The organism is Ornithinicoccus hortensis, assembly GCF_006716185.1.
GTDB classification, from domain to species: domain Bacteria; phylum Actinomycetota; class Actinomycetes; order Actinomycetales; family Dermatophilaceae; genus Ornithinicoccus; species Ornithinicoccus hortensis.
Genome location: NZ_VFOP01000001.1, coordinates 933,226 through 953,213 on the forward strand (window position 1 = coordinate 933,226; position 19,988 = coordinate 953,213).

Below are 19,988 nucleotides of genomic sequence, written 5' to 3' on the forward strand. Positions count from 1 at the left end.
CGGGCGTGCCTGTGGGACCATGCGCCCATGACTGAGTCCAACCCTGCGCAGGGGCAGCTCCGGGAGCGGGAGCGCACGTTGGTCGAGACCAACGGGATCGACATCATCGCCGAGTCGGAGCGGACCGCCAAGCCGTCCGACCTGTTCTGGCCCTGGTTCGCGGCCAACGTCTCGGTCTTCGGGATGAGCTACGCCGCGTTCGTCTACGGCTTCGGCGTCTCCTTCGCCCAGGCGATCCTGGTCACCGTTGTCGGCGTGACCCTGTCCTTCCTGTTCTGCGGCATCATCGCGATCGCCGGCAAGCGGGGCTCCGCACCGACCATGGTGCTGTCCCGGGCCGCGTTCGGGGTGAACGGGCAGAAGGTTCCGGGGGTCTTCTCCTGGCTGATCTCGATCGGCTGGGAGACCTTCCTGGCGATCATGGCCACGCTGGCCACCGCGACCGTCTTCGGCGAGCTCGGCTGGAGCAGCGGCACCACCACCAAGGTGATCGCGTGCGTGGTCATCGCCGCGCTGATCGTGCTCGCCTCGGTCGCCGGCTACCACACGATCATCGCGATGCAGTCGGTGCTGACCTGGCTCACCGGGGCGATCACGATCCTGTACATCGTGCTCACCTTCGGCGAGATCGACATGTCGGTGGTCACGGCGCTGCCGGGCGGGTCGACGCAGGCGGTGATCGGGGCGCTGGTGATGGTGATGACCGGTTTCGGGCTCGGCTGGATCAACATCGCCGCGGACTGGTCGCGCTACCAGCGGCGGGACGCCTCGGGCGGGGCAATCGTCTTCTGGAACACCTTCGGTGGCGCGCTCGCGCCGACCCTGCTGGTCTGCTACGGCCTGGCCCTGGCCGGCACCCAGCCCGGCCTCATCGACGGGATCGCCAACGACCCGATCGGCACGTTGGCCACCATCCTGCCGAACTGGTTCCTGGTGCCCTTCCTGGTCGCGGCCGTCCTGGCCCTGGTCAGTGGCGCGGTGCTGGGCATCTACTCCTCGGGGCTGACCCTGCTCAGCCTGGGCGTGAAGATCCCCCGCCCCGCGGCGGCCGGGATCGACGGCATCATCCTGACCCTGGGCACGATCTACGTGGTGTTCTTCGCCGAGAACTTCCTGGCGCCGTTCCAGAGCTTCCTGATCACCCTGGGCGTGCCGATCGCCACCTGGGCCGGGATCCTGATGGCCGACGTGATGCTGCGCCGCCGGGACTACGACGAGCACGCGTTGTTCCACGGCTCCGGCCGCTACGGCGACTGGAACTGGACCTCCGTGGCGCTGATGGCGGTCGGCTCAGTCGTCGGCTGGGGTCTGGTGATCAACAGCTTCGCCGAGGACGCCGGGTGGAACAACTGGCAGGGCTACCTGCTCGGCCCGCTCGGCCTCGGTGGCCGCGATGGCGACTGGGCGTGGGCCAACCTGGGTGTCTTCGTCGCCCTGCTCATCGGGTTCGTCGGGTATGCCGTGCTGCAGGCCGGCGCGGTCCGTCGCCAGGAGGCCGCGGCGCCGGTCGCGCCCGGTGGGGGCGCCGGTGACGGCGCGGACCGGACCGCGGTGTGAGGGGGCAGACCGGTGAGTGACCAGCCCTGGTTGGTGGTGATCGACCCGCAGGTGATCTTCGCCGACCCGTCCTCGGACTGGGCCGCGCCGCGGTTCTTCGAGATCGTGGACCCGGTGCGGTCCCTGGCCGAGCACTTCGGGGACCGGGTCGTGCTGACCCGGTGGGTGCCGCCGGCGGAGAAGGTCGGCTCCTGGGTGCCCTACTTCGAGCAGTGGTCCTTCGCGGACAAGCCGGCCGACGACCCGCTCTTCGACCTGGTGCCGGCGGCCGCGGCCCTCGGCGCACGGCATACGGTCGACGAACCCACCTTCGGCAAGTGGGGCGAGCAGCTCCGGTCGATCACCGGGCCGACGCCGCACCTGGTGCTGACCGGGGTGGCGACCGACTGCTGCGTGATCTCGACCGCGTTGCCGGCCATCGACGGCGGCGCGACGGTGACCGTCGTCTCCGACGCGTGCGCCGGGTCGGACGACACCAACCACCGACGGGCGCTGGACGCGATGGGGCTCTACGAGCCGCAGCTGTGGGTCAGGACCACCGCCGAGGTGCTCGGCGGCTGACCGGCCTACCCCGTAGCCGGACATACAGAGGGCCCGCCCCGGATCACGGGGCGGGCCCTCTGTTGCGGGACCGGGCGTCCGGCCGGCGGCCGAGGCTGGGGACAGGCCTAACCGGCTGCCGAGGCGGAACTCTGCACGGTCCGTGGGGACTCCTGCACGATCACGGCGTGCAGGTAGGGGCTGGTGAGGTTGTGCGGCAGCGCGCGCGCCCACAACCAGGGGTCGTCGTAGAAACTGATGATGCGGGGCCCGGGGAAGGCCACCATGGACTCGCCCAGGTCGAGCGCGCTCCGCGAGCCGGTCACCCGGTGCGTGCCGTCGTCCCTGACCTCCAAGGTGGTCACCACCTCGGTGAACCGGTGGTGGGTGGACCGGAGTTCGACTGTGATCATCTGACCGCCCTCATGACATCGCGCGCCTCGGACCGACCTTGCGAGTCACCATTCCCGGCTCCCTCCGACGACACAACGGCTATGAGTCTAGGCCGGATCTGTCGCCGTTGTGTCGCCCCCACGGTGCGCCCCGAACCTCTCACCCCCGCTGCCCGGCAACGACTCTCACCTCCCGCGCCCACCCCCACCCCACCCCCACCCCCGACCGGACGCGTGAGGTGGCGGTCCCCACCCCTGACCGGACGCGTGAGGTGGCGGTCCCCACCCCTGACCGAACGCGTGAGGTGTCGCCCGTCGTCTCCGTCCGTGGCCGACCCGCGGGCCGGGACTACCTCGCCCTGCGGTCGTCCTCCTCCCCAGCCCGTCGACCGCCAGGATCCACCTGTCGTGCGGCGTCGCCAGCCGCCTCCTCGAGCCTGGCGACGTAGTCGGTCCACCACTGCGCATCGCCAGCAGGCATGTTCGGGCGATCCGGGAACAGGCCGACGGCCCCGTCGATCATCTCCCGGACGATGTCGGCCTGGCCGGCGTGACGCTGGGTCTCGGTGACCATGTGGACCAGGATCTGGTGCAGCGTCACGTTGGCCTTCTCGGGCGCCCACCAGGGGACCCGCCCCGGAGCATCGAGCGGCAGGAGGCGGATCGTCTCATCCGTGTGCGCCCAGACCGCGTGGTACAGCCCGAGGATGTCCTCCCGGGTTTCCCGGCTGGTCGCCCACATGTCGGCGTTATCTTCGGCGTCCTCGGCGAACCACGGCAGTTCGATCTCCGAGGGCCGCCCGAAGGTGTCGCCCAGGTAGCCGAGCTCGACGCTGGCCGTGTGCTTGACCAGCCCGAGCAGGTTGGTCCCCGTGGGTGTCATGGGCCGTCGGATGTCGTACTCCGAGAGGCCGTCGAGCTTCCACAGCAGCGCCTGGCGCGCGTCCCGGAGGTAACGGTGCAGGGTCGCCTTCGGATCACTCGGCGGCGGCGCCGACACCGGGTCGTTGCCGCCGCCGAGTGCTGGTCCCTTGTCATCGCCCATTCCTCGAGCATGCCAGCCCGTGCGTCCGGATGCGGGTGAATACCGCCAGCTCATGCGTCTGGTCGGGGGTGGAGGCCGACCGCTCGCGCGTCCGGTCGGGGAGGGGAGGGGACCGCCGGAGTCAGCTGACGAGGGCAGCCTCGGCCCGGTGCTCGGACGAAGCCCCGGACGCCGCCTCGGCCCGACCCTCCTCCTCGAGCTGGCGGACTAGCGGGATGACCTGCTCGCCGAAGCGCTCGACGTCCTCGTGCACGTGCAGGAAGCCCAGCAGGAGCAGGTCGACGCCGACCCGCTTGTACTCCACGATCCGGCGGGCCACCTGCTCGGGCGTGCCGATCAGGCCGGTGCGGAAGCCGTCGTTGTACTGCACCAGGTCCTTGAACTCGCTGTCGGCCCACATCCCCTTCTTGTCGGCGGTCGCGGCCCCGGCCTGCTTCACCGCGTTGCCGAAGTCGTTGACCTTGTCGACGTCGGCCTTGGCGATGATCTCCTCGACGACGGAGCGGGCCTCCTCCTCGGTGTCCCGGACGACGGCGAACCCGTTGAGGCCGAAGCGCACCCGGCGCCCGTTCGCGGCGGCCTGGGCGCCGACGTCCTCGATCTGCTCGGCGGCACCCTCGAGGGTGTTGCCGTTCATGAAGTACCAGTCGGACAGGCGACCGGCCATCGCCCGGGCGGACGTGGAGTTGCCGCCCTGGAAGACCTCCGGCTGCAGCCGCGGCTGGGGCCGGAAGGTGACGTCCCTGGTGCGGTAGAAGTCGCCGCGGTAGGTGAAGTCGTCCTCCGCCCACAGGCCGCGGAGCACCTCGATGAACTCCTCGGCGCGGCGGTAGCGCTCCTCGTGGTCCAGCCAGGGCAGGCCGAGGTCGGTGTACTCCTTCTTGAACCAGCCGGAGACCACGTTGAGGCAGAACCGGTTGTCGTGCAGGTCCTGGGCGGTGGCCCCGAGCTTGGCCAGCACCGTGGGCGGCCACTGGCCGGGGTGGACGGCCGCGATGACCTTGAGCCGCTCGGTCGCCGACAGCAGGCCGAGGGAGAAGGACACCGACTCGTGCTGGGCGTCCGCGCCGTAGGAGGCCAGGTAGCGCACCTGCGTCAGGGCGTAGTCGAAGCCGACCCGCTCCGCCGTGCGGGCCACGTCGATGTTGTATGCCGGGGTGTGATTGGTCCGCTGCTCGATGGTCGAGACGACCAGCCCGCCCGAGACGTTGGGCACCCAGTAGGCGAAGGCGAGCGGGTCGGAGCCGGGCGCCCCGGCTCCGGACTGGGCGACGGCGTTCGGCTCGTGCGTGGTGTCGGTCATGTCAGGCTCCGATCGAGGGGGTGAGTGGGGTGTAGCGGCCGGCGTGGTGCACGAGGGGCCGGCCGGTGGAGGTGATGGCGTGCTCGACGCGGGCGATCGCAACGAAGCTGTCGCCGGCGTCGACCAGGTCGTGGATCCGGGTGATCAGTCGTGCGGTGACGCCGTGCACGGCCGGCAGGCCGTGGTCGTCGAAGGACCACGCGCCGTCGTCGACGAAACGCTTGCTGCGGTCCCGGGCGAACCGGTCCGCCAGGTGCTGCTGATCCTCACCCAGCAGGTGCAGGGCCGCACGCTGGGTCTGCGCGATGGTGACCAGCGAACCGGAGGTCTTGGCCACGTTGAAGGACACCAGCGGCGGCGTCAGGGAGACCGACGCCACGGAGATCGCGGTGAAGCCGACGGGTCCGCGGGCGCCGGATCCGGTGACGACCCACGCGCTGGCGGCGGCCCGCGCAAAGGAGCCGCGCAGGTCGACCGCGGGGGCGTCGGCCGTGCGGCCGGGACCGAGGTCCCGGTCGAGATAGGTGGGGGACAGGCTGAGGGTCATGGGGTACTCCTGGGAGCGGGTATGGGGTCGGGCGGGGTGCTCGCTCAGCTGCGGGTATGCAGGGTGCCCGGGTCCCGCGGGCCGGTGGGTATGCCGGGGCGCGGGTGCGGCAGATCCCGTCCGGTCGGCCGTGGGCCGAGTCGGGCCGGGTCGGCCGCAGGCCGGAGCGGGGGGACTGAGCGGGTGGGGCGGCGGTCCGGCGCGTCAGGAACGACAGGCGCCGACCGCCCGACGCATCAGGTCGACGGTGCGCCGCAGGTGCGGGGTGTGAGTCACGCGCGGGAACGTTGCGTGTGGCACTGGGTCCTCCATCGGTCCTGGCGTGAGCACCTGCCCGGGTGGGTGGTTGCTGCGGCGTCGATGAGCCAGGTCTCTCGGCCGCTCTGGATGGGTGCGCCTAGTCGACCACAGGATCTTCGGCCATGTCAATCCACCGGGTCCGGGAGCCGCAGGATCAGCGGGGTGCCCGGAGGCGCACCGCCCGGAGAAGGGTGAACGGACCCGGTTGCGGCAGACGGATCCCGGTGAGGGCCTCGGCCGTGGTCAGACCGACCGCGAGGTGCTGGTCGGGGAGGTGCTGGTCGGGATCGGCCGTCCCGCCACCGTGCCGACTCGCCGCGGCCATCGCCGCGGCGAGGGCGGCGGACAACTCGCCGGTGTGCTCCGGACGGGTGTTGCTGCCCGGCACGGTGTCGGACAGGTCGTAGCCCTCAGTGGTCTCGCCGTCGACCGCGGAGGCGACCCGGACCCCGCTCCCGGTCCACCGCACCGAGATCGCCACGCCGCCCAGGGACAGCCGGTCGACGAGCGCCGCGACGTCGGTGCCCACCGGCTCCAGGACGACGGCACCACCGAGCGTGGGCACCAGGCCGGCGAGGGGATCGTCGGGGTGGGTGCTGTTGTGGTGCAGTAGGCCCGGCAGGCGGGTGCGGGAGGGGGTGGCCCTGCTGAGGTGGACGACCTCACCGACCCGGTAGTGGTCCCGGCCCCGGACCCAGAGCGCACAGCCCGAGGCGCGGAGTGGCTCGGCCCAGCGCCGCACCAGCGACCGGTAGTGGGAGAACACCTCGTCCACCGCACCGGTCATGGTCACACCGTAGTCAGGTCGCCTCGTCCGCGCGGCCGACCCGGCGATAGGGCAGGATGGAGGCAATGCGCGGCGACCAGGACGGCCCCGACCTGGCGACGACACTCGTCGCCGTGGCTCGCGGCGACTAGGCCGCGTTCGCCACCCTCTACGACGCGACGGCCCCACGGGTGCACGGGTTGGTGCTGCGGGTGTTGCGGGACCGCGCCCAGGCCGAGGAGGTCACCCAGGAAGTGTTCCTGCAGGTATGGCGGACGGCCGGTTCGTTCGACCCGGAACGGGGCAGCGCCGTCTCCTGGTTGCTGACCCTGGCGCACCGTCGGGCGGTGGACCGGGTCAGGTCGGTGGTGGCCCAATCCGCACGGGAGGATGCCTACGAATCACGTCAGGCAACACCCCCGTTCGACGCCACGGCGGAGGTTGCCGAGGAGCGATTGGAGGCGGCCGACGTCCGGGACGCGCTCGGGGGACTGAGCGCGATCCAGCGGGAGGCGATCGAGTTGGCCTACTTCGGGGGACTGACGCACCGCGAGGTGGCGGAACGGCTCGGCATACCGCTGGGCACGGCGAAGACACGGATCAGGGACGGATTGGGCACGATGCGGGACCGGATGGGAGGTGCGCAGTGAACGACGAGGGTAGCGTGCACGACCTGGTGGGCGCCTACGTGCTCGATGCCGTTGACGACCGGGAGCGCGCCGCGTTCGAGGCGCACCTCGCCGGGTGCGCCGACTGTCGGCGGGAGGTGGCCGAACTGTCCGCCCCCGTGGCCGACCTGAGCGCCGGCCTGGAGGAGACGCCCCCGGAGGGTCTGCGGTCCCGCCTGCTCGAGCAGATCGCCCAGGAACCCCAGGCCCAGGAGCCCCAGGCAGCCCAAGAACCTCGGGCCCTCCACGAGGACCGGGGCGTCCCCGAGCCCTCCGCCGCCGAGGAGCCCCGGCCCGGACGGCGTCGCGCCTGGTGGGTGGGGATCGCCGCCGCGGCGGCCGTAGGCGTCGGCGCCGTCGTGGTCACCCAGTGGGGCACGGGCGAGCCGGAACCGGCGGTGGTCGCGGTCCAGGACGTGCTCGACGCGCCGGACGCGCAGCGGAGCACCGAGACGGTCGACGGAGTGACGGTCTCGGTGGTGACCTCGGCGTCCCTGAACCGGAGTGCCTTCGTGGCCGAGGGGATGGAGCCCGCCCCGGACGGACAGGACTACCAGCTGTGGTTCGTCCACGAGGACGGGACGGCCGTCTCCGCGGGGTTGATGCCCCGGGGCGAGCAGGACACCAGCGAGGTGGTCCTGGAGGGGGAGGCGGCCGGGGCCGTGGCCGTCGGGGTGACGCTCGAGCCCGCCGGGGGCTCCGACCAGCCGACGAGTGATCCGTTGGTGGCCGTCCCGCTGTCCGGGTAGCGGATCAGCGGCCGGCAGTCGGTCAGCGGTCCCGGAACAGGTCAGGAGCCGGGCACCCACCGGGCGAAGACCACGATGTTGTCCACGTGGGCTCCCCGGTCCGGGTCATAGATCCCGCCGCAGGTGATCAGGCGCAGCTCCGGGCCCTCGGTGTTGCCGTACACGGTCACCTTGGGGAAGGCGTCCTTGGGGAAGCTCTCGGTGCCGTACACCTCGAAGGTCACCGTGCGCCCGTCCTCCCGGTCCACCTCGACGAGGTCGCCGGGCGTCAGCGCGCCCAGGTCGTAGAAGACGCTGGGCACCGATCCCTGGCTGGTGACGTGGCCCTCGATCACGGTGGGTCCGGCCTCACCGGGGGTGGGTGACCCGTCGTACCAGGCGGCCTCGTCATACCGGTCGCCCGACGGCACCTGGAGCGTGCCGTCGTCGGCGAGGCCGAGCGGGTGCAGCGGGCTCGTGACGTCGATCGACGGGATCCGCACCGCTACGGGGTCGGATGCGGGCAGGACCGTGGGTGTGGCGGGCGCCTCGCGCGTGGTCGCCGGGCCGTCGCCCACCCCTCCGGGGGACGATCCGGTGCCGCTGCCGCTGCCGCTGTTGGTGCCGGTGGCGGAGTCGTCGTCGGGGCGGGCGTCGTATGCCGACCCCTCACCCGGGCGCGTCTCGTCGGGGGCCTGCGCGGTCGGCCGGGCAGCGTCTGCTCCCGGCGTCGGCGGGTCGGCGACCTGGTGCGTGGCGACCCACACCACGATGGCGACGCCCGCGGCGAGCAGCAGCCCGAAGGCCGCGGCCACGAGGGTGCGGCCGCGACCTCCGGGCTGGGTCGTGCTCACGCGTCAGGACTCCTGACGGGAGCCGTCCCGGCGCCGGGTCGCGGCGAGACCGAGCCCGCCCGCGGCCAGCGTCAGGGCACCGATGGCCAGGAACCCGGCGTGCTCCATCCCGCTGGTCCCGCCGCCACCGGTGGCGACGCCGTCCTCGGGCATGCTCATCTGGGCGACGTTGAACTCGCCGCACAGCGCCGGGTCGGTGGCCTCCGACGGGAGCTCCGGGTCTAGGTCGGAGGCGATGTCCCCGTCGTAGGCGCCGCTGCCGTCGTGGTCCACGCCGTGCACCACGATGACCCCGTCGCCCGCGGCGACGTCGGCGGCCGTGGCCTCGTCCAACTCGATGGTCCGCTCGTAGGTGTACGACCCCGTCGACGGGAAGTTCTCCACGTCGAGCGCGTGGTCACCGCTGGTCATCCCTGGCTCGATGGTCAGGCTCACGGCGACGTCCCCGTAGGAGTCGACCGCGTCGGAGACCTGCAACGCCCCCTCGTAGCCGTTGCCCTGCTGGTCCGGGTCCGGGCAGGTGTTCTGTCCACCGATGTGGATGTGCTGCGCGTGCGGGGCGCCGTCGAGCAGCCCGGACGTCTCGATCGTGACGTGCAGCTCGTGGCCCTCGAGCATCCCCCACGCGGTGCCGGAGGCGCCGGAGTGGTTGAGCTCGCTCAGCGTGCCGGACAGCTCGGTGCCCTCGTGTTCGTGCGCCGAGGCGGGGACGGCTGCCGCGAGGGGCAGACCGACGAGCGCCACGACGGCGAGCGGGGCGAGGCGGGTGGTGGTGCGCATGACAACTCCTTGGTGTCGGGATCCGCCGCGGTGTCGACCGTGGCGGCTCTGGCACCGGGGGATTCGGAGCGCGCACCCGGCCGGATGGGTCGACTCCCGAACCGCGAGGGCTGGCGCCCGTATGCAGCAGCGGCCAGACTCGATCACGTGGAGAGCACCAGGGTCGTCGTGCGACGGGGGGAGCGCGAGGTCGCCGGTGTGTGTGGGGAGCAGGAGTCGTGGGCGGAGGCCGCGTCACGGCTCTCCGCAGAACTGGGCGAGGTGAGGGACGTGGTCGCCCGGGACCTCTCGGCGTCCGAGAAGGTCTTCGACGGCGACCCCGACCTGCGGGTGGCGACCCGGCCGATGACGGCCGGTGACCTGCCCGACCTGCGCCGCTGGCTGCAGGCCGAGCACGTCCGACGGTGGTGGCCGACCGGTGACCTGTCCACGGGGGCGGTCCACACGACATACCTGCCCCGGATCGAGGGCAGGAAGGCCATCCGGATGTGGGTGGTGGAGGCCAACGGTCGGTCGGTCGGATTCGGGCAGGACTATCGGGTCGGCGACCACCCGCAGTTCGCCCTGGTGGCCCCGGATCCCGCGGCCATCGGGGTCGACTACGCCATCGGGGCGCCGGCCTGGGTGGGACGCGGGCTCGGGGTCCGGTTGTTGTGGGCCTGGCTGACCGGTCTGCGCGACCACTACCCGGACGCGGCGTCCTGCTTCGCGGCGCCGGATCACCGCAACGCAGCCTCGCTGCGGGTCCTGGAGAAGGCCGGGTTCGAGCAGGGCACCTGGTTCGACGAGCCTCGGTCGGACGGCCGCTCCGACACCATGGTCGGCTGCACCCTCACGCTCGGGAAGGTGGTCGGGTGAGCCGCACCCGGCAGTGACCGGCGGCCGCCCGCGCGAGGCGGCCGTCGGCGGTCAGCAGGGTCGCATCCTGGGCCTGGGCGAGCACGACGTACGCGGCGTCGTAGCCGGAGAGGGTGTCCCGCAGCCGCCACATGTGGCGGAGGAGCCCGTCGATCGGCACTGTCGTGACCCGGAGCGTCGGTAGCACCGTGATGGCCTCCTCGGCGTCCTCACGAGAGAGTCGTCCCCCGAGGGCCAGCCCCCGGAGCGCGTGGAACGCCTCCGCCATCCAGTGGTTCGGCGCCACCCAGTGCGGGTCCCGGGCGAGGGACTGCCGAGTGGCACGCACCTCTGACGCGGACCCGGCCAATGCGTTGACCAGGACCGACGCGTCCGTGACGATCATGGGCCGCGGTTCTCCTCCGAGGCGGCCCCACGGATCTGGGCGCTGCGCTGCTCGCGACCCTGCCGGATGATCTCGGCGATGTCTCCGCCCGTGACGGCCGAGTCGCGGACGCGGGCGCGTTCCTCCGCCCATTCCAGGATCTGGCGGTTGCGCTGGAAACCCGCCTCCTGCTCCAGAACCGCGAGCAGGTAGGACTGCAGCGACTTGCCCTCGGTGCGGGCCCGGTCGGCAAGGGCCTGCCGGGTCTCGTCGGGGACGTCGCGGATCGTGATCGTCACCATGCCTCCAGTATGCATGCACTCTGCCTGCAGATCGCCTGCGCCGACCGTATCCTCACGCAACCACGCACCCGGGTGACGGCGCCGTCCACAGGCCAGCGGACGGTATACGTGATGATGGTCGGGATGACCGACTCGCTGACCGACCTGCTGCCCCCGGAGGGGACCCCCGCCGACCCCGACGAGCTGTATGACGCGTTCGGGCGGTGGGCGCAGGCGCAGGGCACGCCGCTCTACCCGCACCAGGAGGAGGCGGTCATCGAGCTGCTCGGCGGGGCGAACGTCATCCTGGCGACCCCGACGGGATCCGGGAAGTCGCTGGTCGCCGCGGCCGCGCACTTCCAGGCGCTCGCCGAGGACCGGGTGAGTTTCTACACCGCCCCGATCAAGGCCCTGGTCAGCGAGAAGTTCTTCGCGCTGTGCCAGCTGTTCGGCGCCGACAACGTCGGCATGGTCACCGGTGACGCCTCCGTCAACGCCGACGCCCCGATCATCTGCTGCACCGCCGAGATCCTGGCCAACATCGCGCTGCGCGAGGGCGACCAGGCCGACATCGGCATGGTGATCATGGACGAGTTCCACTTCTACGCCGAGCCGGACCGCGGGTGGGCCTGGCAGGTGCCGCTGCTGGAGCTGCCGCAGGCGCAGTTCCTGCTCATGTCGGCGACGCTGGGCGACGTCACCCGCTTCGAGGAGGACATCACGGCCCGCACCGGGCGGCCGACCGCGGTCGTCGCCGGCACCGAGCGGCCGGTGCCGCTGAGCTTCTCCTGGGCGATGACGCCGCTGCACGAGACGATCGGCGAGCTGCTGGAGACCCACCAGGCGCCGGTCTACATCGTGCACTTCACCCAGAAGGACGCCCTCGAGCGGGCCCAGTCGCTGCTGTCGTTGAAGATCGCGACCCGCGAGGAGAAGGACAAGATCGCCGAGCGGATCGGGGCGTTCCGGTTCACCGCCGGCTTCGGCAAGGTGCTGTCCAAGCTGGTGCGCGCCGGCATCGGGGTGCACCACGCAGGGATGCTGCCGCGCTATCGCCGGCTGGTCGAGCAGTTGGCGCAGGACGGGCTGCTCAAGGTCATCTGCGGCACGGACACCCTGGGCGTGGGGATCAACGTGCCGATCCGGACGGTCCTGTTCACCGGGCTCACCAAGTTCGACGGCACCCGGCAGCGGGTGCTGCGCTCGCGGGAGTTCCACCAGATCGCCGGCCGGGCGGGGCGGGCCGGCTTCGACACGAGTGGGTATGTCGTGGTGCAGGCGCCGGAGCACACGATCGAGAACGCGCGGGCGTTGGCCAAGGCGGGGGACGACCCGAAGAAGCAGCGCAAGGTGCAGCGCAAGAAGCCACCGGAGGGGTTCATCAACTGGACCGAGGAGACCTTCGACAAGCTGGTCGCCTCGGAGCCGGAGCTGCTGGTCTCGCGGATGCGGGTGGACCACTCGATGATCCTCAACGTCGTGGCCCGGGAGGGTGACCCGTTCGCCAACCTGCGCCGGCTGCTGCGCGACAACCACGAGGAGCCGCGCAACCAGGTGCGGCTGTCCCGCCGGGCGATCACGCTGGCCCGCAGCATGCTGGAGACCGGGGTGCTGCAGCGGCTGCCGCAGCCGGAACCCTCGGGCCGTCAGGTGGTGCTCTCCGGTGAGGTGCAGGAGAACTTCGCCCTCAACCAACCGCTCGCCCCGTTCGCCCTCGCGGCCCTGGAGGTGCTCGACGAGGAGGCCACGACATACGCCCTCGATGTCGTCTCGGTGATCGAGGCGGTGCTGGAGGACCCGCGTCAGGTGCTGTGGGCCCAGCAGTCCAAGGCCAAGGGCGAGGCCGTCGCGGAGATGAAGGCCGACGGCATCGAGTACGAGCAGCGGATGGAGCTGCTGGAGGACGTCACCTGGCCGCAGCCGCTGGCCGAGCTGCTCGAGGCGACGCTGGCCATCTTCCGGCAGACCCACCCGTGGGTGAGCGAGGACGCGCTGAGCCCAAAGTCGGTCGTGCGCGACATGTACGAGCGGGCGATGAGCTTCACCGAGTTCGTCGGGTTCTACCAGCTGGCCCGGTCCGAGGGTGTCGTGCTGCGCTACCTGACCGACGCCTACCGGACGCTGCGGCAGACGGTACCGGAGTCCTACCGCTCCGAGGAGCTGGACGACCTGATCCACTGGCTCGGCGAGACGATCCGGCAAACCGACTCCTCGCTGCTCGATGAGTGGGAGGCGCTGACCGACCCCGACCTGGTCGCCGCGGCGGCCGCACGCGCGGCCGAGGGTGTGCCGCTGGCGCCGACCCGGCCGATCACCGGCAACGAGCGGGCGTTCCGGGTGATGGTGCGCAACGCGATGTTCCGGCGGGTGGAGCTGGTGTCCCGCGACGAGGTCGAGGCGTTGGGCGCCCTGGAGGCCGCCGTCGCCCAGCTGACCGAGCCCGCGCGCGAGCCGCTGCTCTCGTCCGAGGACTGGGACGAGGCGCTGGAGGCCTACTACGACGAGCACGGCTCCGTCGGCACCGACGCCGACGCACGGGGCCCGGCGATGCTGGCGATCACCCCGGAGCGCGGGCCCCAGCCCGGGGTCCGGGAGGTGCCGGGCGTCGCCTCCAGCGGGCCGGCGGAGGTGCGGCTCTGGCAGGTGCGGCAGACCATCGCCGACCCCGAAGGCCACCACGACTGGGTGATCGAGGCGACCTGTGACCTGGACGCCTCCGACGAGGTCGGGGAGCCGGTGTTGCTGGCGAGCGCGATGCGGCGGTTGTGAGCTCGAGTTGGATGTCGGCGCTGCATGAGCATGCGGCAATGGCCGCCCGCGGGACAGCAGATTCGTTCCTGATTTCCTCGACGCGTGAGGCTTTCCGTGGTCTAATCACGGGATCGACCGCAAAGGCGCGGCCGCGACCGGCCGAGGAGCCTGTGGCAAGAGGGGACGACGGATTCTGGCGACCACTGCGGAGGCAATGATGCTTGTGGGGTCTGCACCGGGGGCCATGGCCGCTCCGGGAACTAAGACAGGGCACGTTTGGCGGTCGGGCTGTCCGACCCTGGCGCCGAACCCGTGGGTGAATGCTGACACGCAAGGAACGACGAACGTTATTGCGCCGGGGAGTTCATACACCCACGTTTACTACAACTCAGTTCGCCGGGACCGGCAGTTCAAGGCGACTTATAACGGCGGCAAGTACACTGTGTCCACGACGGGGAACATCCACTTGAGTGGGACTTACGGGTACTGTTCTGACATGTGATGCCCGTCCTGTTGGAGCAGCCCTTTAAGGCTGAAGATTCAAGCGAAGGACATTCTGATTGTAATGCCACCTTGTCGATCTGCAGGCCCTCTTGGATCATGCGGAGTGGCAATGGCTCTAGCCTCAATCTTTCACGGGCCCCGGTTGTTCGGTGGTGACGGCGTCCCGGTGGCCGTCGGGGGCTGATTCTGGCATCGGGGTGTGACAGAGGTCCGGGCGGCGGCCTCGGTGCGTCGGTTTCCACGTGCCGATGGGGTTGGGCGTGCTGGTCTGGACAGGACGAGAGTGAAGGGGGTCAGGGCGGGGCGAGGGCGTTCAGCCGGGTCCACCCGGTCAGGGCGAGGTCGGCGTGCGGCGCGTCTTGTTTGAGGTGGAGGAGCACGCGGCGTCCGGTGCGGGCCAGGGTCGCGGGGATGGTGAAGATGCGGTGGCGGAGCCGTTTGGGTTCCCACCGGCGGGCGGGGTGATCGGCGAAGGCGAGGAGCTGGGTCCAGGCGGTGAGTTCCATGGCCATGAGGACCAGGTGGCACCACAGGGTGTTCTGGGCCAGGGAGTGCAGCGGCAGGTTGGCCAGGCCTGTGTCCTTCGCGACCCGGATCCGGTCCTCGCAGCGGGCGCGGCGGCGGTGCCGTAGCTCGAGGTCGGCCAGTTGCCCATTGGTGGTGTTCGTCGCGAACGCGGTGATCCGGTACCCGTCGACATCGTCGAAGCGGAGCTGGGCTCCGGGGTGAGGGCGTTCCCTACGGGCGATGACCCGCATCCCCGATGGCCACCCGGACAGGGACAGCAGCCCGGTCAGTTCGGCCACCTCCGCGCCCTTACGCAGTTCACCGTCGGCGTCGTAGGCCGGTGCCCATACGTCGTTCGGGATGAGTTTGAGCAGGTCAGGGGTGTTGGTCGGCAGGGTGTACCCGACCGTGTACTGCACGCTGCGGCGGGCCAGCCAGGTCGTGAACTCCTTGGTGCCGCCAGCTCCGTCGGCCCGGATGAGGATCTTCTTGCCCGGTCGAGAGGGGTTGATCCCGGGGACCTGGGCCAGGGCCTCCCGGGCGAGGGTGATGTGGTCGGCCGCAGTGTTCGACCCCGCGTTACCCGGGCGCAGCAACACGGCCAGGGGCTCACCGGTGCCGGCGGTGCCGTGATCGGCGAAGGCGAGCATCGGGTGGAAGCCGAAGGTCTTCTTGAACGTGGGGGCAGCCGACTCCTTCTCGGAGTGGGCGATCACGACCGTGGCGTCCAGGTCGATGATCAACGGGTCACCCGCACTCGCGCCATGGCCCGGGGCAGCCTCACCAGCCAGGCCCCACGCCCGAGCCCTGGCGGCCGCGCGTGCCGTGCTGATCGCCCGGGTAGCCGCCTTCGCCTCACCAGCCAGGGCGCTGACCGTGCGGGAGACAGTCGCCTCCGAGGCCACCTTCCCGTACACCCCGGACTCGGCCCGCAGCAGTGCGAGGTCGGCCAGACAGTCCCCACCCAGCGCCAACGACAACACCAGATCGGAGGCGACCTTGCCCGGGTCGTGAGTCGCGGTCGGCTTCCGCCAGCGACCCAGCCCTGCCCGCAGGGCACTGGTCAGCCCGGTGACCTCCGCGGCCTGGGCCAACAGCACGCCGCCGGCCTGGGCGACCGCTCCAGAGCGGGCCGTGTCGACCTGGACACGCGGATAGGAACGGGTAACCTTGTTCACCTGAAAGGTGCTCCTCGATCTTGGGTGACGGTTGATCTCGACAATCACCATCTTCCCAGGTCAGGAGCACCTTTCGCCGTCACGGCACGCGCCCACCCACACCTACACACGAAATCTCGAGGCTAGTGCGGCGGGCCGTGGTTAAGCCAATGCGGTGCCTCAGTTCCATGCTGGCGATCGCGAGCCTCCTGCCCCTCGCGGCTTGCCAGAATGAGGAACCCGAGGCCGACGCGGCGAATGCTGTTGTGCGGGGCAACCCTGACCGTGCTGATAGCGAACGACTCCAGAAGGAGTGGTTCACGCGCATGGGAGGTTGCCTTACCGAGGCGGGATTCCCCTCAAAGATGGAGGGGGACGTCCTCACCTCGGCCGGGACGGTCGGCAGGCAGGACGATTTCGACGCTGCCTGGGCGACGTGTGAGGAGAGCCTGGGTGAGATTCCGGCATCGGACCCACTGACGCCCGAAGAGCTTGGCACGCTCTATGACCTCTACCTGGAGGCGGACGAGTGTCTGCGTGACAACGGACTACCCTGACCGCACAGATGCCAAGTAAGGACACGTGGGTGGCGCAAGAGATCCAAGCGATGACCGACTCGCAGGCCGATCCCCCTCCGCTCCCCTTCGACGGGCTGCTGCAGCATCAGTACGAGGACGTCTGCCCGTGGCCTTCCGGCGAAGACATCTTCGAGCGGATGAACGGTGGGTAACCGCACTGAGAGCAGGTCGCGATGAGCACGGATGCTGTGCCGCGTTCGCGTGGGCGTGGGGTGGGTGTTGGCCTGTTGGTGGTTCTCCTGATTGCGGGAGCAGCGGTTGCTGGGTGGTGGGCTGGGCGGGCTGCTTTGGAGCCGCGGGGGGGGGCGCTTCAACACGCTGCCCGATCCGGACCACCGCCGCGTTCAGCGACAACTCCAGATCTTCCTTCCTGGCCTCGGCAACCAGCCGCATTGCACGCTCACGAAGCTCTGGCGGATACTTCCTCGGTGCTGGCATAGTCATCATCCTCTCGGGATATCAGACCCTCCACCAGACCCGGGGCGCTTCAGCTCGAAGAACACGCATGCGACTACGGGAACCGGCGCTACGCTGCCCTTTGGGCCCGCGCGTCTAGGCCGGACCCGCCAGGACATCTGGACGTGGGCTTCTAGGGGGGGGGTATCGTGCATGACATGTGGCGGGGATGGATGGCCTGGAGCGTTGTATCCACGGGCCTAGTGATGGGTGCCTGCGCTGGTCCCGTCGACGGTCCAGAATCTGTGGCGCCTGACCGGCGCGCCGAGTTTGAGGCACGTGCCGGCTGGTGGGAATCGTACGCTGCCTGCCTCACGGACAAGGGATTTCCCACGCGCGCCACCCGAGACGGCATGCAAGGCCTCGGCAGTCAAGAGGAGTATGCGAACGCGGAGCAACTGGACGCCGACTACGACAGGGCAGACGGGGAGTGCCTGCAAGAAATAGGGGATATGCCTGTCGCAGCGCCTCTTACGGACGGTGAACTCAGACAATTGTATGAAGATAGCTTGGAAACGGCAGAATGTTTACGGCGCTATGGAGAACAACCTGGAACTCCGCCAAGTTTTGAGAAGTTTGCGTCGGACTACAGAAGTCGCGGAGTGGCAATTCCATGGAGCCCGTATCAAACCGTCCAAACGACTGATCTGGAGGCGTTCTGTCCGCAGCCGACCCTCGACTATTAAGCCTACCGCCCGGGCAGGCATATGACATATTGGCATAACCTGTTCAGTATCGACAGAGATGGAGGATCTATCATGAAGTGGAAGTCACGGATAGCGGCAGGTGCAGGGGCCTTCGTCCTGGTTGCGACCACGGTGGTGCCAGCACACGCAGCAGTCCAAAAGTCCGGAACTCGTACGTGTAGTCCGGAGGCGAACGCAGTAGCAAGGGCTTATGCCGATGGGAACGTTACAGTCCGGGGCCCCGGGCGAACGGCGGCTCAAGCGGCCCATGCCTATCACTCTACATTCAAAGTCCTCGCGCAGAATGGCCCTGGAGGTTACTGGAAAGCTAGTGTAACCGGGGGTGCCCTTGATGACGTGAATACCTATGCTTATTGTCAGTAGGCGATAGCCTAGTGAGCCGATACCAAGCCAAGCGGAAGCACGCCGCTTGTCGAGGGATTTGTGAGTTCCGCAGCAAATCTTTGCGTACTTGCCGGGCACTGCGGGCACGTAGAGAACGTAAACCGAATACCGTTTTGATGCGTGGCTTGATACGGCAGAAGTAGGGGTTCGAGCAGCCCTGCAAGAGGCGGGAGACCCGGCTCGCGGGAGCCTATTCCATCAACTTGCTCGATGAAATTGGGGTGTCGTGTGGCATCCAGATTTCTCGGAGCCTTGACCTTACTGCTTTCTGCGGTACCGCTCGTCCGCCGCTTGCCAGAGTGAGGAACCCACGGCTGACGCGGCGAATCCTGCCGTGTGGGGCAACCCTGATCGTGCCGACAGCGAACGACTCCAGAAGGAGTGATTCACGCGCATGGGGTTGTCTTATCGAGGCGCGATTCCCCTCAAAGATGGAGAGTGATTTTCTCACCTCGGCCGGCAGGATGGATAGCCAGGACGATTTCGATGCCGCCTGGGGGCGTGAGGATAGCCTGGGTGAGATTCCGGTGTCGGACCCACTCCCGCCAGAAGAACTGGGGACTGGAGGCAGATGAGTGTCGGCGTGAGAACGGGCTACCAGTGACCGCACAGATGCCAAGTAAGGACACGTGGGTGGCGCAGGAGGTCCAAGCGATGACCGATTCGCAGGCTGATCCGCCTCCGCTGCCCTTGGACGGGCTGCTGCAGCGTCAGTACGAAGACGTCTGCCATGGCTTTCCGGCGAAGACATCTTCGATCGAATGAACGGTGGATAACCGTCGTGAGAGCATGACCGGATGAGCACGGAAACAGTGCAGCGTTCGCGTCGGCGCGGGGTGGGTGTGGTGCTACTGGCGGTCCTCCTGATTGCCGGGGCGGCGGTTGCTGGGTGGTGGGCTGGGCGGGCTGCGTTGGAGCCGCGGGTGGCGGTGGAGGGTCCGGGTGCTGGAGCTGAGGCGGTGTGGGGTGTGGTGTCGGAGTCGTCGGTGGGGCGGTCGTTGCCGTTGTCGACGACATTGCGACAGCCGGCGGTGATGGTGGCGGGGAACGGTTTGTCGGGGGTGGTGACAGGGGTCTCGCCTGGTGCGGTGGACGTGGGGGATGTTGTGTATGTGGTGGCTGGTGTCCCGGTGCGTGCGGTGGAGGGGTCGGTGCCGTTCTGGCGGGACCTGGAGCGGGAGGTTGAGGGGGAGGACGTGACTCAGTTGCAGGGGGCGCTGATTGAGTTGGGCTTCCTGGAGGGTGTGGCTGATGGGGAGTTCGGGGCGGGGACGGAGCGGGCGGTGAAGGCGTGGCAGAAGGACCTCGGCTTGAGGGAGACCGGGACGGTGCCGTTGGGTGAGGTGGTCGCGGCGCCGGAGTTGCCCACGGTGGTGCAGTTGGGGGAGTCGATTGTGGTGGGTGGCACGGTCAGCGGAGGTGAGGAGGCGGTGTTGGCCCCGACGGGGGAGCAGGAGTTCGTGTTGGTGGTGACGCAGGAGCAGGCGCGATTGATCCCGGCGGAGGCGACGGTGCGGGTGACCTGGCAGGAGACGGTGTGGGAGGCGGTGATTGCCGGGTCGAGCCAGGACGAGTTCGGGTCGACCGAGTTCGAGCTGACGGGTCCGGATGGGGGGCCGGTGTGCGGGGGTGAGTGCGGGACCTTGCCCGGGGATGCGCAGGTGACGTTGCGTTCGGAGGTGGTGGTGGTGCCGGAGGTGTCGGGCCCGGCGCTCCCGGCGGCGGCGGTGCAGACCAGGGCCGACGGCACGGCATACGTGGTCACCGAGGAGGGTGAGGTTGAGGTGACGGTGCGGGGGTCTGGTGGTGGGGTGGCGATCGTGGACGGGGTAGCGGAAGGGACCCGGGTGCAGGTGCTGGCCGAGGCCGAGGGCGGGGTGGGGCAGCAACCCGCGCCGGCCCCGGTCCCAGGTGATACCACGGGACCGGAGGACAGTGCGGTCACCAGCGGCGGCGGGTGA

Annotated in this window: 19 protein-coding genes and 1 riboswitch; of the genes, 9 read left to right on the top strand and 10 right to left on the bottom strand. The window is 69.7% G+C overall.

Annotation, left to right across the window (positions count from 1 at the left end):
- Nucleotides 1-27: 27 nt before the first annotated feature.
- Both FB467_RS04265 and FB467_RS04270 read left to right on the top strand, forming a co-directional pair.
- On the top strand, nt 28-1,557 hold the full coding sequence (locus FB467_RS04265; protein WP_141783985.1) for a purine-cytosine permease family protein: 1,530 nt from the start codon (nt 28-30) through the stop codon (nt 1,555-1,557).
- Nucleotides 1,558-1,569: 12 nt separating this feature from the next.
- Complete coding sequence (locus FB467_RS04270; RefSeq protein WP_141783986.1) at nt 1,570-2,118, top strand: cysteine hydrolase family protein; 549 nt, start codon at nt 1,570-1,572, stop codon at nt 2,116-2,118.
- 107 nt (nt 2,119-2,225) lie between these two features.
- Here FB467_RS04270 and FB467_RS04275 read toward each other — a convergent pair whose 3' ends face one another.
- From FB467_RS04275 to FB467_RS04295, 5 genes are all read right to left on the bottom strand, one after another.
- Entirely contained in the window at nt 2,226-2,510 is a 285-nt protein-coding gene (locus FB467_RS04275; RefSeq protein ID WP_141783987.1) for a hypothetical protein, read from the bottom strand.
- A gap of 328 nt (nt 2,511-2,838) precedes the next feature.
- On the bottom strand, nt 2,839-3,534 hold the full coding sequence (locus tag FB467_RS04280) for a DinB family protein (protein WP_141783988.1): 696 nt from the start codon (nt 3,532-3,534) through the stop codon (nt 2,839-2,841).
- A gap of 121 nt (nt 3,535-3,655) precedes the next feature.
- Entirely contained in the window at nt 3,656-4,837 is a 1,182-nt protein-coding gene (gene sfnG, locus FB467_RS04285) for a dimethylsulfone monooxygenase SfnG (RefSeq protein ID WP_141783989.1), read from the bottom strand.
- 1 nt (nt 4,838) lies between these two features.
- Nucleotides 4,839-5,384, bottom strand: a complete 546-nt coding sequence (locus FB467_RS04290; RefSeq protein ID WP_141783990.1) for a flavin reductase family protein — start codon at nt 5,382-5,384, stop codon at nt 4,839-4,841.
- Between the two features lie 305 nt (nt 5,385-5,689).
- Nucleotides 5,690-5,778, bottom strand: a riboswitch (SAM riboswitch).
- A gap of 60 nt (nt 5,779-5,838) precedes the next feature.
- The gene (locus FB467_RS04295; protein ID WP_141783991.1) at nt 5,839-6,471 is read right to left on the bottom strand and encodes a hypothetical protein; all 633 of its coding nucleotides are present in this window, start codon (nt 6,469-6,471) and stop codon (nt 5,839-5,841) included.
- 170 nt (nt 6,472-6,641) lie between these two features.
- Here FB467_RS04295 and sigK point away from each other — a divergent pair, with 170 nt between their 5' ends.
- The gene (gene sigK, locus FB467_RS04300) at nt 6,642-7,100 is read left to right on the top strand and encodes an ECF RNA polymerase sigma factor SigK (protein ID WP_425325823.1); all 459 of its coding nucleotides are present in this window, start codon (nt 6,642-6,644) and stop codon (nt 7,098-7,100) included.
- Nucleotides 7,097-7,867, top strand: coding sequence for an anti-sigma factor (locus FB467_RS04305; protein ID WP_153390226.1), 771 nt, complete (start codon nt 7,097-7,099; stop codon nt 7,865-7,867). Before sigK ends, FB467_RS04305 begins: the two co-directional genes overlap by 4 nt.
- Before the next feature lie 41 nt (nt 7,868-7,908).
- On the opposite strand, the gene FB467_RS18910 is transcribed toward FB467_RS04305, so the two are convergent.
- The gene (locus FB467_RS18910) at nt 7,909-8,700 is read right to left on the bottom strand and encodes a class F sortase (RefSeq protein ID WP_141783993.1); all 792 of its coding nucleotides are present in this window, start codon (nt 8,698-8,700) and stop codon (nt 7,909-7,911) included.
- Nucleotides 8,701-8,703: 3 nt separating this feature from the next.
- Complete coding sequence (locus tag FB467_RS04315) at nt 8,704-9,480, bottom strand: CHRD domain-containing protein (protein WP_141783994.1); 777 nt, start codon at nt 9,478-9,480, stop codon at nt 8,704-8,706.
- A gap of 147 nt (nt 9,481-9,627) precedes the next feature.
- On the opposite strand from FB467_RS04315, the gene FB467_RS04320 reads away from it, so the two are divergent.
- The gene (locus FB467_RS04320) at nt 9,628-10,338 is read left to right on the top strand and encodes a GNAT family N-acetyltransferase (RefSeq protein ID WP_211350551.1); all 711 of its coding nucleotides are present in this window, start codon (nt 9,628-9,630) and stop codon (nt 10,336-10,338) included.
- Here FB467_RS04320 and FB467_RS04325 read toward each other — a convergent pair.
- Nucleotides 10,313-10,723: a type II toxin-antitoxin system VapC family toxin gene (locus FB467_RS04325; protein ID WP_141783996.1), complete on the bottom strand. Its 411-nt coding sequence runs from the start codon at nt 10,721-10,723 to the stop codon at nt 10,313-10,315. The genes FB467_RS04320 and FB467_RS04325 overlap by 26 nt on opposite strands.
- Entirely contained in the window at nt 10,720-11,004 is a 285-nt protein-coding gene (locus FB467_RS04330) for a FitA-like ribbon-helix-helix domain-containing protein (protein WP_141783997.1), read from the bottom strand. The genes FB467_RS04325 and FB467_RS04330 overlap by 4 nt, the downstream gene beginning before the upstream one ends.
- Nucleotides 11,005-11,118: 114 nt before the next feature.
- On the opposite strand from FB467_RS04330, the gene FB467_RS04335 reads away from it, so the two are divergent.
- Complete coding sequence (locus tag FB467_RS04335) at nt 11,119-13,752, top strand: DEAD/DEAH box helicase (protein WP_211350552.1); 2,634 nt, start codon at nt 11,119-11,121, stop codon at nt 13,750-13,752.
- A gap of 779 nt (nt 13,753-14,531) precedes the next feature.
- On the opposite strand, the gene FB467_RS04340 is transcribed toward FB467_RS04335, so the two are convergent.
- Complete coding sequence (locus FB467_RS04340) at nt 14,532-15,923, bottom strand: IS1380 family transposase (protein WP_141783999.1); 1,392 nt, start codon at nt 15,921-15,923, stop codon at nt 14,532-14,534.
- Between the two features lie 167 nt (nt 15,924-16,090).
- Between FB467_RS04340 and FB467_RS04345 the strand changes: the two genes are divergently transcribed.
- The 3 genes from FB467_RS04345 to FB467_RS19265 all read left to right on the top strand — a co-directional run bounded on the left by FB467_RS04345 (nt 16,091) and on the right by FB467_RS19265 (nt 19,988).
- Nucleotides 16,091-16,459, top strand: coding sequence for a hypothetical protein (locus FB467_RS04345; RefSeq protein WP_141784000.1), 369 nt, complete (start codon nt 16,091-16,093; stop codon nt 16,457-16,459).
- A 29-nt stretch (nt 16,460-16,488) separates the two neighbouring features.
- The gene (locus FB467_RS18420; protein ID WP_153390224.1) at nt 16,489-16,632 is read left to right on the top strand and encodes a hypothetical protein; all 144 of its coding nucleotides are present in this window, start codon (nt 16,489-16,491) and stop codon (nt 16,630-16,632) included.
- Nucleotides 16,633-19,142: 2,510 nt separating this feature from the next.
- Nucleotides 19,143-19,988, top strand: a complete 846-nt coding sequence (locus FB467_RS19265) for a peptidoglycan-binding domain-containing protein (RefSeq protein WP_170230557.1) — start codon at nt 19,143-19,145, stop codon at nt 19,986-19,988.